The sequence below is a fragment of the Kibdelosporangium phytohabitans genome (assembly GCF_001302585.1).
Classification (GTDB): Bacteria; Actinomycetota; Actinomycetes; order Mycobacteriales; family Pseudonocardiaceae; genus Kibdelosporangium; species Kibdelosporangium phytohabitans.
The window spans coordinates 9,083,244-9,097,024 of record NZ_CP012752.1 but is presented as its reverse complement, the minus strand read 5'-3'; the positions used below and the strand labels follow the sequence as shown (position 1 = coordinate 9,097,024).

The 13,781-nt window shown below is 68.0% G+C and carries 17 protein-coding genes; 12 read left to right on the top strand and 5 right to left on the bottom strand.

The window, feature by feature from the left end:
- Positions 1-16: 16 nt before the first annotated feature.
- Positions 17-1,312: an amino acid deaminase gene (locus tag AOZ06_RS40565; RefSeq protein WP_054294217.1), complete on the bottom strand. Its 1,296-nt coding sequence runs from the start codon at positions 1,310-1,312 to the stop codon at positions 17-19.
- A gap of 182 nt (positions 1,313-1,494) precedes the next feature.
- Here AOZ06_RS40565 and AOZ06_RS40560 point away from each other — a divergent pair, with 182 nt between their 5' ends.
- The 5 genes from AOZ06_RS40560 to AOZ06_RS40545 all read left to right on the top strand — a co-directional run bounded on the left by AOZ06_RS40560 (position 1,495) and on the right by AOZ06_RS40545 (position 5,243).
- Positions 1,495-2,430 (top strand): sugar kinase, encoded by a 936-nt coding sequence (locus AOZ06_RS40560; protein WP_054297284.1) that lies wholly within the window; start codon positions 1,495-1,497, stop codon positions 2,428-2,430.
- Positions 2,431-2,503: 73 nt separating this feature from the next.
- A complete protein-coding gene (locus tag AOZ06_RS40555) occupies positions 2,504-3,247 on the top strand; it encodes an IclR family transcriptional regulator (RefSeq protein WP_054294216.1) in 744 nt (247 codons plus the stop codon).
- Between the two features lie 11 nt (positions 3,248-3,258).
- A complete protein-coding gene (locus tag AOZ06_RS40550) occupies positions 3,259-3,636 on the top strand; it encodes a RidA family protein (RefSeq protein ID WP_054294215.1) in 378 nt (125 codons plus the stop codon).
- Positions 3,637-4,295: 659 nt separating this feature from the next.
- Positions 4,296-4,487, top strand: a complete 192-nt coding sequence (locus AOZ06_RS57255) for a hypothetical protein (RefSeq protein WP_157233515.1) — start codon at positions 4,296-4,298, stop codon at positions 4,485-4,487.
- Positions 4,488-4,496: 9 nt separating this feature from the next.
- Entirely contained in the window at positions 4,497-5,243 is a 747-nt protein-coding gene (locus AOZ06_RS40545) for a Crp/Fnr family transcriptional regulator (protein ID WP_054294214.1), read from the top strand.
- On the opposite strand, the gene AOZ06_RS40540 is transcribed toward AOZ06_RS40545, so the two are convergent.
- Together AOZ06_RS40540 and AOZ06_RS40535 are read right to left on the bottom strand one after the other, a co-directional pair.
- Positions 5,240-6,091, bottom strand: coding sequence for an LLM class flavin-dependent oxidoreductase (locus AOZ06_RS40540; RefSeq protein WP_054294213.1), 852 nt, complete (start codon positions 6,089-6,091; stop codon positions 5,240-5,242). The genes AOZ06_RS40545 and AOZ06_RS40540 overlap by 4 nt on opposite strands.
- Positions 6,092-6,124: 33 nt before the next feature.
- Positions 6,125-6,946, bottom strand: coding sequence for an IclR family transcriptional regulator (locus AOZ06_RS40535; protein ID WP_054294212.1), 822 nt, complete (start codon positions 6,944-6,946; stop codon positions 6,125-6,127).
- Between the two features lie 141 nt (positions 6,947-7,087).
- On the opposite strand from AOZ06_RS40535, the gene AOZ06_RS40530 reads away from it, so the two are divergent.
- Positions 7,088-8,764, top strand: coding sequence for an FAD-binding oxidoreductase (locus tag AOZ06_RS40530; RefSeq protein WP_054294211.1), 1,677 nt, complete (start codon positions 7,088-7,090; stop codon positions 8,762-8,764).
- Here the strand turns inward: AOZ06_RS40530 and AOZ06_RS40525 are convergent.
- Positions 8,761-9,144, bottom strand: coding sequence for a nuclear transport factor 2 family protein (locus AOZ06_RS40525; RefSeq protein WP_054294210.1), 384 nt, complete (start codon positions 9,142-9,144; stop codon positions 8,761-8,763). The two genes, AOZ06_RS40530 and AOZ06_RS40525, sit on opposite strands and share 4 nt — an antisense overlap.
- Before the next feature lie 83 nt (positions 9,145-9,227).
- Between AOZ06_RS40525 and AOZ06_RS40520 the strand changes: the two genes are divergently transcribed.
- The gene (locus tag AOZ06_RS40520; RefSeq protein WP_054294209.1) at positions 9,228-9,761 is read left to right on the top strand and encodes a TetR/AcrR family transcriptional regulator; all 534 of its coding nucleotides are present in this window, start codon (positions 9,228-9,230) and stop codon (positions 9,759-9,761) included.
- Between the two features lie 112 nt (positions 9,762-9,873).
- Entirely contained in the window at positions 9,874-10,812 is a 939-nt protein-coding gene (locus tag AOZ06_RS40515; RefSeq protein ID WP_054294208.1) for a hypothetical protein, read from the top strand.
- A 126-nt stretch (positions 10,813-10,938) separates the two neighbouring features.
- Here AOZ06_RS40515 and AOZ06_RS40510 read toward each other — a convergent pair whose 3' ends face one another.
- Positions 10,939-11,325, bottom strand: coding sequence for a DUF1844 domain-containing protein (locus AOZ06_RS40510; protein WP_054294207.1), 387 nt, complete (start codon positions 11,323-11,325; stop codon positions 10,939-10,941).
- Between the two features lie 258 nt (positions 11,326-11,583).
- Between AOZ06_RS40510 and infC the strand changes: the two genes are divergently transcribed.
- From infC to AOZ06_RS40490, 4 genes are all read left to right on the top strand, one after another.
- Complete coding sequence (infC, locus tag AOZ06_RS40505; RefSeq protein ID WP_143231504.1) at positions 11,584-12,150, top strand: translation initiation factor IF-3; 567 nt, start codon at positions 11,584-11,586, stop codon at positions 12,148-12,150.
- 75 nt (positions 12,151-12,225) lie between these two features.
- On the top strand, positions 12,226-12,420 hold the full coding sequence (gene rpmI / locus AOZ06_RS40500) for a 50S ribosomal protein L35 (RefSeq protein WP_054294206.1): 195 nt from the start codon (positions 12,226-12,228) through the stop codon (positions 12,418-12,420).
- Between the two features lie 64 nt (positions 12,421-12,484).
- Positions 12,485-12,871, top strand: coding sequence for a 50S ribosomal protein L20 (gene rplT / locus AOZ06_RS40495; RefSeq protein WP_054294205.1), 387 nt, complete (start codon positions 12,485-12,487; stop codon positions 12,869-12,871).
- Positions 12,868-13,671 carry a TrmH family RNA methyltransferase gene (locus AOZ06_RS40490; protein ID WP_083472844.1) on the top strand — a complete coding sequence of 268 codons (804 nt, stop codon included), beginning with the start codon at positions 12,868-12,870 and terminating at the stop codon, positions 13,669-13,671. The genes rplT and AOZ06_RS40490 overlap by 4 nt, the downstream gene beginning before the upstream one ends.
- The last annotated feature ends 110 nt before the right edge of the window (positions 13,672-13,781 follow it).

Sequence of the window (13,781 nt, the reverse complement as noted above, 5' to 3'; positions counted from 1 at the left end):
GTCAGAAACACGCCTGTCAGAAGTAAGTTCGGATGAAGTCGACCACGGTCTCGCCGTCGGCGCCGACAGCGGGCAGCAGCTGCCACTTGTCGAACACCGTGCACGGGTGCGACAGGCCGAGCCCGATCCAGTCGCCGACCCGCACGTCGGCTCCATTGGGTTCGAGGTACGCGTGCTGGTCGTTCAGCGAGCTGATCACCGCGCCGGTCAGCGGCAACGTCCTGCCGTCACGGCGGATCAGTTGCGGCTCGGGGAGTCCCTCGTCGAAGGACGCGTCCCGCTTGCCGATGGTCAGCAGCGCGAGGTTCTCCTCGGGCTTGGACGTGACCTGCGCCCACGCGCGCAGCGCGCTGCGGAAGCTCGACGTGCCGTCGATCCGCGAATGTGCGCCCAACGGCGAGTTCTCGCGGTAGAAGCCGTCGTCGTGCGTGACGTACGCGCCGCTGCGCAGCAACGGGAACACGTTCAGGCCCGCCGGCCACGGCTGGGTCAGGGCGTCGGCGACGTGGTCGAAGTACGCGCTGCCGCCAACCGTGACGATCACGCGCTCGGGGTCCTCGAACTTGTCCGCCAGCTGGACGGTGACCGAGCGGATCTGGGTGAGGAAGTCGTCGATCGCGTTGAGGCCAGCGGAGTCCGCCGCGTGCGCGAGCGAGCCTTCCCAGCCCGCGGTGCCGACGAGCTTGAGCACCGGGCTGGCCACGATCGCGTCGGCGACAGCTTCCGCCGTCTCGGCCGTGCGCGCGCCTGTCCGGCCGCCGGGCGCGCCGACCTCGACGAACACGTTGACCTGACGCTGTGAGCCTGCGAGGCCTTCGGTCATCAGCTCGACCGCGCGGACCGAGTCGGCCCAGCAGTAGAACTCGAAATCGGGGTTGCCGTCGAGCTCGCGGGCGAGCCAGCGCAGCGCGTTCTGGTCGACCAGCTGGTTGGCCAGCAGGATCCGGGTCAGGCCGAACGCCCGGTACACCCGCAGCTGGCTGGCGTTTGCGGTGGTGATCGCCCAGCACCCGGCTTCGAGCTGGCGCTGGAACAGCTGCGGCGCCATCGTCGTCTTGCCGTGCGGCGACAACGCGAGACCGCGGGATTCGCACCATCGGCGCATGGTTCCCAGGTTGTGTTCGATGGCATCGTTGTCGAGCACCACGAGTGGGCCGACGAAGCCGTCGGTGAACAACTTCGGGTTCGTGGCCAGTGCCTCGGCCACGGTCTTGCCGAACAGCGCGTCCGGCATGCCCTTGAAGCGCCAGTCGATCCGCTCGTCGGCCAGCCGATTCACCGCGTCGAGACTCATCCTCGCCGGTTCGACCATCTGGTTACCCTCCATTGCGTATCTTGCAACGGCTATTGCGCGATGTGCTGCGGTGGTGTGTAGCATCCCCATCGCCGCCAGGTCAACGTTCGCAACGAGCCCCCTGCGCCGTGGTGATCGGCCCGGCACGGGGAAAGGATGGAAGTCCAGTGGAGACCGATGTGCTGTGCCTCGGCGAGACCATGGCGCTGTTCGTGCCGGGGGAGCCGGGACCGGTGGACCAGGTCCGCACGTGGATCCGGACCGTCGGCGGCGCCGAGTCCAATGTGGCCTGCAACCTGGCCATGCTCGGTCTGCGCGCGAAGTGGGTCAGCGCCGTCGGCCAGGACGCCTTCGGTCAGGCCGTGGTCGCCGCGGTCGAGTCGAACGGCGTGGACGTCTCGGGTGTCGTGATCGACCCCGTCCGGCCCACCGGGCTCTACATCAAGGAGAGCAACGCGGGCGGCAGCCCGGTCCGCTACTACCGCCGCGGTTCGGCCGCGTCCGGGATGGGCCCTTCGCTGCTGGACCAGCTCGACCTGCACGTCCGCGTCCTGCACCTGACAGGCATCACGGCCGCGTTGTCCGACTCGTGTCTCGACCTGATGCGCGCGCTGGTCGCGGTGCCGCGGGAGACGTTCCGGCTGTCGTTCGACCTGAACTGGCGGCCGAAGCTGTGGCCCGGCCGCGACCCGTCCGTGCTGCGGGAACTGGCCAACGCGGCGGACATCGCCCTGGTCGGCGACGACGAGGCGCTGGCCGTGTGGAACACGAGCGACCCCGCGGAGATCCGGCGCATCCTGCCGGACCCGCCGACGCTCGTGATCAAGCACGGCTCACGCGGCGCGACCCTGATCGAGGGCGGCACCCAGCTTTTTCAGCCCGCCCTGCGCGTCGACGTCGTCGAGCCCGTCGGCGCGGGCGACGCCTTCGCGGCCGGGTTCCTGGCCGCGACCTTGGCAGGCGCGTCCCCGGAACACAGACTTCGCTCCGGGCACCTGCAAGCCGCCACGACACTGCGGACGCACGACGACGTCGGCACACCGCTGCCGTCCGAGCTGGTCACCTCATTGCTCAACGCGGACGCGGACGCGTGGGCCGCCGCTCACCTCACCGAGCAGGGAGTCTTACAAGCATGAGCAAGCTTGCGCGCGAATCACTCAACACAGGGCCCGGCTCATGCGACATGGGCGAGCACGGCGGGAAGCAGGCATGAGCCAAAGTTTGGACAGGGCGCTCACCCTGCTGGACGGCCTCGCCGAAGGCCCGCGCACGCTCGACCAGCTCGCCGAGGTCATCGGCGTGCACAAGTCGACCGTCCTGCGGCTGCTGCGGACACTCGAGTCCCACCGGTTCGTGCAACGCGACGGTGTGCGCTACTACCGGCTTGGCACAGCCCTGTTCGACTTGGCGCACCGCTCGCTGGAGGACCGTGACGTCCGCCGCAGTGTCGAAGCCGCACTGCGGGACCTGAACGCGCAGACCGGTCACACCGTGCACCTGGCCTCCTACGAGGACGGCGAGGTCGTGTACATCGACAAGTTCGAGAGCCGCCACCAGGTCCGGATGTACTCCCGGATCGGCAAACGAGCGGCCCTGCACTGCACGGCGGTCGCCAAGATCCTCGTGGCAGCGCTGCCGGACGAACGCCGCCGGGAGATCGCCAAAGGCATCACGTACGAGAAGAAGACCGAGAACACGATCATCACGCCCGAGGCGTACCTCACCGAACTGGCGACCGTCGCCGCACGCGGGTACGCGGTCGACAACTCCGAGCACGAGGACTTCATCCACTGCATCGCCGCACCGATCCGCGGCGCACGCGGTGAGGTGCTCGCGGCGATGTCGTTGTCCGTGCCGAAGGTACTGTTGGATCTTGACGGGTTGCTGGGGCTCGTTCCCGATTTGTTGCGCGCGGCGGAGAAAGCGTCCGTCGAGTGCGGGTATCACCGATAGGAGACAAGAACATGGCCAGGACCTTCATCCACCCCGAGGGCACCGTGCAGCCGGCGGTGCCGCTGTCGCACGGGGTGCGGAAGGGCAACATCCTCCAGGTCGCCGGCCAGGTGGCGTTCGACCAGCAGGGCGAGGTCGTCGGTACGACGGTGGCCGAGCAGACCCGCCAGGTCCTCGCGAACGTCAAGCGGGTGCTGGAAGCGGGCGGCGCCTCGTTCGACGACGTCGTGATGTTCCGCGCGTACCTGACCGACGTCGCCCACTTCGGCGAGTTCAACGAGGCCTACGCCGAGGTTCTCGGCTCGGACTTCCCGGCGCGCACCACGGTCTACGTCGGCCTGCCGCCCGGCCTGCTCGTCGAGATCGACGCGCTGGCCGTTGTGGACTGACAGCTCACCGTTGGCACGATCGGGCTCGCTACGGCGGGCCCGATCGTGCCAAGGGGTCGTGTTGCGGCACTGGACGAGCAGTACGCCACACGCACTCTTCCGGGCCCGTTCGCAGACCACCACGCGTGGCATCGCCGTCTCACCGACTGGTCCGCCAGCTCGCCTCTGCTGAGCACATCCACCTTGCCGAACACGGAGGTCAGGGCGTGTGCGCGGTGATGGGGTGCGGGTCGCGATGTCCGGAGTGGATCGACCGGTGGTCACGTCGAGGCAGACGACTTCCGAGCACCGGGCAACCCGCACGGTATGGCGGTGGAAGGCAGGCCGCCTGGCTACCACCCCGAGCGGGCCTGCCTTCGCAGCGAGGACCAGGTTCGGCGAAGAACTGGCATCGCGCAGAGTCATGATGATGGCCCGAGTCGGCGAGACATCCCCAAAACTGGGGAGATTGCTTCCTCGACCTGCTTGTGTCGGATAGTGGGCAGGCGCCTCGTTACCTGGGTTTTCCGCTACGAAGGTAGCGCATCGCCGACAGCCGCTCCTAGGCTCACCGAGCGCAGTCCCGACAGGTTCCCACTACCTGGATCCGTCACCTCGGACAGCGTGTTCTCCAACGAAGAGACCAGGTTCGGCGAAGCACAAACGGCATAGGGATCGATATGACTCATGGCGTCGCGTCGGTGGTGACAGCCGGGGTCGTGGCCCTGGCGTTCTTGTTCCTGGTGGGGTTCGTGGTCTGGCGGCTGACAGCGACGGTTCCCACTCGCACGACCCGTGTTCTGATGGCGGTGGCTGCCGTTCTCACCGGCCTTCCCGCGGTCGTCTACGCGTTGCTGAACGCGCAGGTGTGAGCTCCGGCCATGGGACAGGGACTGATCGAGGAAGTCGTCAAATGGCGTAGGCGCGGGCTGTCCGAGCCGTGGCTCGAGGACTCGTTCATGGCTGAGTTGCCGTTGAGCGCGTTGCAGCGACTCGAACGCTGTGCCTGGCTGCTCAACAGCAGCGATCATGACGTGACCGGACAACGGCTCGCGGGTGAGGACTTGGCTCCGGTGCTCGTCGTGCTGACTGGGGCTGTGAAGATCTTCCACGCAAGGTGGGACGGACCCGATGTGCTGGTCAATGTCGCTGGTCCGGGCGACGTACTCAACGCCGAGGAAGTGCTCACCGGTTCTCGGACCATCACCCGCCTAGAGTGGAACGAGCACGCCCATCTCATGGGCGTCTCGCACCGGAAGTTCCGTGAGATCCTGGACCGCGACGAGGACATCCGGCACGCGCTGGTGCGGACGATGGCGCGGCGGGTCCAGGAGCTGACGGCCCAGCGGGGGCACATCGGCCGGAGAGTCGACCAGCGGCTGTGGGCGTTCCTCGTGCAGCTGGCACGCCGGCATGGCATGGCACGAGCGGACGGCGTGGTCTTGCAAGTGGGCCTCACCCGGCCCGATCTCGCCGCCGCGATCGGCGCGTCGGCGAATTCCGTGGACACAGCGATCGTGCGGTTGCGCAAGGCCGGGATGGTGACAACCGGTTACGCCTCCATGGTTCTGCACGAGGTGCCCAACGAAGACGAACTCGACAGGACCTTCTGGCACTGGAGCGCCTAGAGCGTCGGCGGGCCTTGTTCCACGCGGCGCAGCACGGGATCCAACTCGGTGATCAGTTCGTCCTGCTGCCTGCGTTCGTCCCACCAGGTCGCGCCCGCGTCGGCCAGCGGGCCGATCAGGTCGCGCGCCTTGGCCGGGTCCGCCGGGCTCGTCCCGCCGAGCACCACCTCGAACGGCCCGGGGTCCCGCTGGCTGTCGACGTACTTGACCAGGTCGCGGACTTCGTCGACCGGCGGGGTGAAGCCGTGCCGGGCCGACAGGAACAGGGGTACGACGCCGTCCCACCTGGCCGCGCGGCGCATGGGCCGCTTGTTCGGCCAGTAGCCCGCCACCCAGATCGGTACGCGGGGGCGTTGCACCGGTGTCGGCAACAGGGCCACGTCGTCGGCCGTGAAGTGCTTTCCCTGATGTGTCACGGTGTCACCGGACCAGTAGCGGTCCACCAGGTGCAGGCCTTCGTCGAGCATCTCCGCCAGCACCACCGGGTCGGTCGGCTCGCCGAAGCTGCCGTACTCGTCTTCCACCGGCGCCCCGAGACCGGTTCCGAGGATCACCCGTCCGCCGCTGAGGTTGTCCAACGTGGACACTTGGCGGGCCAGTTGGTGCGGGCGCCGTCGCGCGACCGGGGTGACCAGCGTGCCGAGTTTGATCCGGTTGGTCGCCAGTGCCGCCGCCGACAGGAGCATCCACGGGTCACCGAAGGGGCGCCGGATCTGTTTCCGGTGCACCACGTGGTCCCAGACGAACAGCGCGTCCCACCCGGCTTGCTCGGCCGCCACCGCCACCGCGGCGACGGTGCGGGGGTCCGCGAAATCACCGAAGTTCGGGATGTTCACCGAGAAACGCACAGTCCCATGCAACCACGTGGCGCAACCCGGTTTTCAGTCCCTCGGCACCTCGGCCGGCATCTTGGCCGAACCGAACACCCTGGAGATCTCGATCCCGTAGCGCATCACCAGCGGCCCGACCTCGCGCACCCGCGCGGGCTTCATCCGGGATGCCAGTGAGGACACCGAAAGCGCGCCGATCACCTCGTCGCTGTGGTCGAAGATCGGCGCCGCCACACAGCGGACCTCCTCCTCGTTCTCCCTGTCGTCGATGGCGTAGCCGCGGCGCCGGATGCGTTGCAGGTCGGCGCGTAACGCCTCGGCGTCGGCGAGTGTGCGGTCGGTGACCGGCGGCAGACCGCGGTCGATCGCCTCCTGGACGGCTTCTTCGGGCAGCCACGCGAGAATCGCCTTCCCCACGGCTGTCCGGTAGGCCGGCACCCGGTTGCCTATCCGGGAGGCCATTCGTACCTGGTGGTCGTTCTCGACCTTGTCGACGTAGACAACGTCCGGCGGCTCGTACACGACTAGATGACAGGTCTCGCCCAGCGCGCGTTGCATGCGCCGCAGCGGCTCGGCGGCCACGGTGCGCAAGTCCAGCGACGCCAGGTAGGCCTGGCCGAGGCGCAGTGCGCCGTGGCCTAGCCGGAACCAGCCGGTCTGCCGGTCCCGGATGAGCAGATTTGTGTCGAGCAGGGGAGTTGTCAGGCGCAGCACGCTGCTCTTGCTGATCTTCAGGTCCTCGGCGATACGCGACAGCGGGACACCGCGGGTCTCGTTCGCCCGGTCGGACACGTACTGGAGTACCGAAAGCGCGCGTCGCAGGGACGACGACTGATTACGCGAACTGGGCTGACTGGACACAGCGTGAAGCATGACACGTGGTCTGGACCTGTTACGGCGACAACACGACATTTTGCACTGCACAACAACCCGATCAACTCGTGGCACCGCTGACCTGCGCGGTGGTCGTCTGGAGAGCGCTGGGGGTTCGTGCTCGAAGGGGTGACTATCCAAATGAGTGAGGTAGGACGCCGGAATTTTCTGGTGGGAGCGGGCGCTGCGGCGGTGGGGGTCGCGGCGACGGGCACGCTCGGCGGTACCGCGGTGGCGCAGGACGCGGGCCAGCAGGAGGTGGCCGCGGTCAGCTTGCCCGCGGCCACCGTCAAGCCGGGTGATGCCAGGTACATCGACTTGGTCAGGGGCACCAACCCCCGCTGGATCGGTGCGCCGGAACAGGTGCGCGTGGTCAACTCGACCGCGCAGGTCGTTGCCGCGGTTCAGGACGCGGTGACGGCGGGCAAGCAGATCGGTGTGCGCAGCGGCGGGCACTGCTACGAGGACTTCGTCTACAGCGGCAAGCAGGTCGTGCTCGATTTGTCCGAGTTGGACGACATCGGCTACGACCCCGCGGTGAACGCCATCTCGGTCGGCGCGGGTGCGAACCTTTTTCAGGTTTACGAGGCGCTGTACCGGGTCTGGGGCGTCATCATCCCCGGCGGGTCGTGCGGCACGGTCGGCGCGGGCGGCCACATCAGCGGCGGTGGCTACGGGCTGAGCTCCCGGCAGTTCGGTCTGACCGTCGATTACCTGTACGGCGTCGAAGTCGTGGTCGTTGACGCTTCGGGCAAGGCCAAGTCGGTCATCGCCACGAGAGAGGCCAACGACCCCAACCGCGACCTGTGGTGGGCGCACACCGGTGGCGGCGGTGGGAACTTCGGCGTGATCACACGGTTCCTGCTGAAGTCACGCACCGCGACGGGCACCGACCCGTCGACGTTCCTGCCCAAGCCGCCGTCCGAGATCTTCATCAGCTCGGTCGCCCTGAACTGGGCGGACATCACCCAGGCCGACTTCACCAGGGTGGTGGACAACTTCGGCAAGTGGCACGAGCAGAACAGCGCGCCGAACTCGCCGTACGCCGGGCTTTTCGGGTTGCTGAAGCTGAACAAGCGGACGTTCGACCCGGCGACGAAGGTCGTCGGCGGGCAGGTCGCGCTGCTGACCCAGTCCGACGCCACCGCGCCGAACGCCCGCAAACTGCTCGACGACTACCTGAACGCGGTGTTCGCCGGTGTCCAGGCGCAGCGGACCGCGTCGGTCGCCCAGACCGGCCACCACCCCGCGCTGGCGCAGTTCGACGAGCCGCAGCGGTTGCCGTGGCTCAACGGCACGTACGCGCTCAGCGGCGGCGGCTGGGAGTTCCGCGGTGACTACAAGTCGGCGTACCTGCGCAAGGGGCACACCGTCGAGCAGATCGCCGCGACCTACCAGGCGCTGGCGACCACGGATTACAACAACCCCAACGCGTTGGTGCAGATCGACTCGTACGGCTGCAAGATCAACGCGGTGGGCTCGGCGGACACCGCGGTGCCGCAGCGCGACTCGGTGATGAAGCTGCAGTACCAGGTGTACTGGAAGGATCCGGCGGAGGACGCCAAGCACCTGCAGTGGTTCCGCAACTTCTACTCGTCGGTGTACGGCTCGACCGGTGGTGTTCCCGTGCCGAACGCGGTGACGGACGGCTGCTACGTGAACTACCCGGACATCGACCTGTCCGACCCGTCGTTCAACAAGTCCGGTGTGTCGTGGTCCACCTTGTACTACAAGGGAAACTACGCGAAGCTGCGTCAGGTCAAGGCGAAGTACGACCCGCGCAACATCTTCCGCCACCGCCAGTCGATCGAGCCCTAGCTCGCCAGCAGCGCGGTTATTTTCGCGGTGTCCTGATATTCGCGCCAGTGCACGATCTTGCTGTCGCGCACGGTCAGGACGCCGATGAACTGGGCTGAGTGCTGCTCGCCGGTGGCGTTCACCGTGGCGGCCAGTTCGTACTCCACGACGATGACTTCGGGATCCGTCGTGTCGTGGATGGCGATGGTGCTGCATTCGGTGAACGTCACCGGCAGGGCGGCCCTGCCTTCTCTCGCGATCCGCGTGAAGGTCTCGCCGCCTTCGACGCGTTTGGTCTGCCCGAACGGGGTTTCCACGACGACGTCATCGGCCATGAGCCCGTGCTCGGTTCCGGTGAGCCAGTGGTCCTGCATGCGCGCGAACGCCTCACGGGGTGTCATCGGGCCTCCCAGGTAAGATGAGTAGCGACTCACTTTCAACGACGACGATAGTGAGTGACGACTCATCTTGTCAAAGGAGGGCCATGCGCGCCGACGCCAAGCGCAACCGGGCCAAGATCCTCGCCGCGGCCGAGGAAGTCTTCGTCGCGGCAGGCTCCGACGCGTCCACGGAGGAGGTCGCCAGGCGCGCGGGTGTCGCGATCGGCACGGTCTTCCGGCACTTCCCGACCAAGAACGACCTGCTCGCCGCGATCATGAAGGAACTGGCCGACCGGCTCGCCGGTGAAGCGGAAACGCTTGCCGCCGAAGGTGATCCGGCCACCGCCCTGTTCACGTTCTTCGCGGGTGTCGTCGAACAGGCCGCCGGCAGGAAGACCGTGGTGGAGCTGCTGGACGTGGACATCCGGGTGGACAGCCAGCTCCAGACCATGCGCGACGCGATCGGAGCGCTTCTCACGCGCGCGCAGCAGGCGGGCGCTGTCCGCGCCGGTGTCCGGCTCGACGAAGTCATGGCGTTGCTGACCGCCACCAGCGCCGGTGCGCTGCGCGCGGGCTGGGACCGTGATCTTCGTACGCGCACGCTCGACGTCGTTTTCGCAGGCCTGCGGCCACGCTGAAAATTTCTTGGATCCCGCTGAACCGCCCCCTGACCCCGCTCGTGTTGTGGGTGAGCAACCACGGCCCCGCACAGATGCACCGGGGCATCAAGCGGGAGAAGGGATCCAAGTCATGGCATCACCTCGGGTGAGGCACATCCTGGCCACCGCGGCAGCAGTCGGCGCCGTGCTGGCCACCGCGGCGTGCGGGGCGAGCCCCACGGCGACGCCCGCGGCCAACCAGCGGCAGCTGGAACAGCAGCCGAGTGTCGCAGCGCCGACCGGGACGGTGCCCGTTGACGACGCGCCGGCCGCGAACGCTTCCGCCGCCGGGTCTTCCGGTCTCAAGGCGACCGAATCCGGTGCGCTGGGAACGATTCTCACCGACGCGGAAGGCAAAACCCTTTACCGCTTCGACAAGGACACCGCGAAACCGCCGAAGTCCAACTGCGCGGACGTCTGTGCCAAGGCGTGGCCGCCGGTGCCCGCGTCCGACAACCTGACGCTCGAGGGCGTCGACAAGGCGATGATCGGCTCGATCGACCGTGCCGACGGCGTCAAGCAGCTGACCGTCGGCGGCTGGGCGATGTACTACTACGAGAAGGACGCCAAGGCGGGCGACACCACGGGTGAGGCCGTCGGCGGGGCGTGGTGGGTCGCGGCCCCGAACGGCACCCGTGCCAAGGACAAGATCAAGGCCGCCGCGCCGGGCACCACGGTGGTGCGCTCGATGGACGTGAAGCCGTTCGGCAAGGTGCTGACCGACGACAAGGGCTTCACCCTCTACGTCTTCGACAAGGACACCAAGAGCCCGTCGGCGTCGAACTGCAACGGCGACTGCGCGGCGAAGTGGCCGCCGCTGAAGGCCGAGGACAACATCATCGCCGAGGGCGTCGACAAGAGCCTGATCGGATCGGTCACCCGCCAGGACGGCACCAAGCAGGTCACCGTCGCGGGTTCGCCGGTCTACCGCTTCGCCAAGGACACCGCGCCGTGCCAGGCCAACGGCGAGGGCGTGCAGGGCACCTGGTTCGTGGCCGCGCCGGACGGTTCGAAGGCCAAGGACAAGTAACCCCGATCGTGTGATCCGGCGCTGGCCTCCCCTCCTGCGCCTCACCGGCGCCGGGTCACAGTTGGGTCCGATCCCCAACACCCGAGAAGCGGCCCCCGGGAATCTCCCGGGGGCCGCTTGGCGTGTTCAGTACACGGGGCCGGTGTACTTCTCACCGGGGCCCGCGCCCGGCTCGTCGGGGATGGCCGAGCCCTCGCGGAAGGCCCGTTGCAGCGACTGGAGGCCCTCCCGCACCGGCCCGGCGTGCGGTCCGAGGTACTCGACGGAGGCCGTGACCAGCCCGGCGAGCGCGGTGATCAACCGCCTGGCCTCGTCCAGGTCGCGCCGGGGCGAGGTGTCCGGATCGGGGTCGGCGAGCCCCAGCCGCTCGGCCGCGGCCGACATCAGCATCACGGCGGCCCGGCTGATCACCTCCACGCTGGGAATCTCGGCGAGGTCGCGGACGTTGGCACTGTCGTCGGCGCTGGTAGCAGGGTCTGCGGTGGGGTCGTTCACGATCTGGTACCCTTCCATCTGCGACCAGCCCCTGTGCGAACGGGGGCGGCAAGTGGAGCCCCGCTCCCACCCGAGTCACCGCGCAGGTGTCCGGGTCCGGTCTTTATCGCAGCAGCGCGAGCTCGCTGCGGCACGGCGTGCGTGCGCGTCGTGGATCGGTGTAGGCAGCGGGCCCCGCGTCAGAGATGGCGACGGGGCCTGACGCGTTACTGGGGTCACACCGCAGGCCGCAGCAACCAGCTAGAGAGACTTTGTACTCGGGAAAGAGGAGGCACCATCAGCTCCGAGTCACGTATCAACGACCGCATCCGGGTGCCGGAGGTCCGACTGGTCGGACCGAACGGCGAGCAGGTGGGGATTGTCCGCATCGAGGACGCGCTCCGCCTCGCTCAGGAGGCGGATCTCGACCTCGTCGAGGTGGCCCCGCAGGCCCGCCCGCCTGTCTGCAAGCTCATGGACTACGGCAAGTTCAAGTACGAGAGCGCGCAGAAGGCCCGCGAGTCCCGGCGCAACCAGGTACTCACGGTGATCAAGGAGCAGAAGCTCCGGCCGAAGATCGACCCGCACGACTACGAGACCAAGAAGCGCGCCGTGGTGCGCTTCCTCGAGCACGGCAACAAGGTCAAGATCACCATCATGTTCCGCGGCCGTGAACAGTCCCGCCCGGAGCTCGGATACCGGTTGTTGCAGCGGTTGGCCGACGACGTGGCCGAGCTGGGGATCATCGAGTCCTCGCCCAAGCAGGACGGCCGCAACATGATCATGGTCCTGGCGCCGCACAAGAACGCCAAGCCCAAGACGAAGGCCACCACGCCGCAGTCCGACACCGACCCCGCCGAGTAGGCACCGGGGGTCACCCGAAGTAGTGAGCGCTTCCGCCCGTTCGCAGCGGGCGGAAGCACCTAGATGAGGACGACCATGCCTAAGAACAAGACGCACAAGGGCACTGCCAAGCGCATTCGCGTGACCGGCAAGGGCAAGTTGAAGCGCGAGATGACCGGTCGCCGGCACATCCTGGAGAAGAAGTCCAGCAAGCTGACGCGTCGCCTTGAGGGCACCACTGACGTCTCCCCCAACGACGAGAAGCGCATCAAGCGCCTGCTCGGCATCTGAGCTCCCAGTCCTTTGACCACCCGGGGCGCCCCGAACGCCCCATAGAGACAAGCAGGATGGACCCGTGGCACGCGTCAAGCGGGCAGTCAACGCCCAGAAGAAGCGCCGCACGACCCTCGAGCTGGCCAGTGGCTACCGCGGCCAGCGCTCGCGGTTGTACCGCAAGGCCAAGGAGCAGGTGCTCCACTCGCTGAACTACGCCTACCGCGACCGCCGCGCCCGCAAGGGTGACTTCCGGCAGCTGTGGATCACCCGGATCAACGCCGCGGCGCGTCAGAACGGCATGACCTACAACCGCTTCATCCAGGGCCTGAAGGTCGCTGGTGTCGAGGTCGACCGCAAGATCCTCGCCGAGCTCGCGGTGAGCGACCCGGCCGCGTTCACCGCGCTGGTCGAGGTCTCCCGCGCCAACGTCCCGGCCCAGGACGCCTCGGCACAGGACAAGGCCTGAGCGAGCACACACGGCCCGGGGCGGTCCAGCTCTTCACCGAGCGGACGCCCCGGGTCGCTGCTGCCCGGCAGCTGACCAAACGCGCGGGCAGGGAACGGGCAGGCCGGTTTCTCGCCGAGGGCGCGCAGGCCGTCCGGGAAGCCCTGCGCCACGGCCAGGTGTACGAGATCTTCGCCACCGAGACGGCCGAGGCACGCAACTGCGAACTCGTCACCGAAGCGCGGCAAGCCGGCGTCCCGGTGTCCACGGTGACCGATCGAGCCGCTGACGGGCTCTCGGAGACCGTGACCCCGCAGGGCATCGTCGCGGTCTGCGAACTGGTGGACGTCTCGCTCGACGAGGCGCTCACCGAGCCCAAGCTGGTCGCTGTGCTGGTCGGCGTGTCCGACCCGGGCAACGCGGGCACGGTGACGCGGGTCGCCGACGCCGCGGGCGCTGACGCCGTGATCTTCGCCGGCGACACCGTGGACCCGCACAACGGCAAGTGCGTACGCGCCTCCACCGGCAGTGTCTTCCACCTGCCCCTCGCGCGTTCCCGCAACACCACGGCCGTGTTCGACGCGTGCCGCGCCGCCGGGCTGCGGCTGGTCGCGGCCGACGGGCATGCGACGACCGAGCTGACCGGGCTGGACCTGAGCCGGCCGACCGCGTGGGTGTTCGGCAGCGAGGCGCACGGGCTGGACGCCGAAGTGCTCGACGCTGTCGACGACGTGGTGAGCGTTCCCGTCTTCGGCAAGGCCGAGAGCCTCAACCTCGCGACCGCCGCGGCGGTTTGCCTTTACGCAGGGCGTTTGCGCTAAGACCTGTCGGTGTTCGGCGAGCGTGCGGTACAAAACTTCCCAACTGCTCCGGGAGGAGATCACCCTGGTCACGGGCGATCGGGTGCTGCTGAGCGGCAAGCCGGTCACGC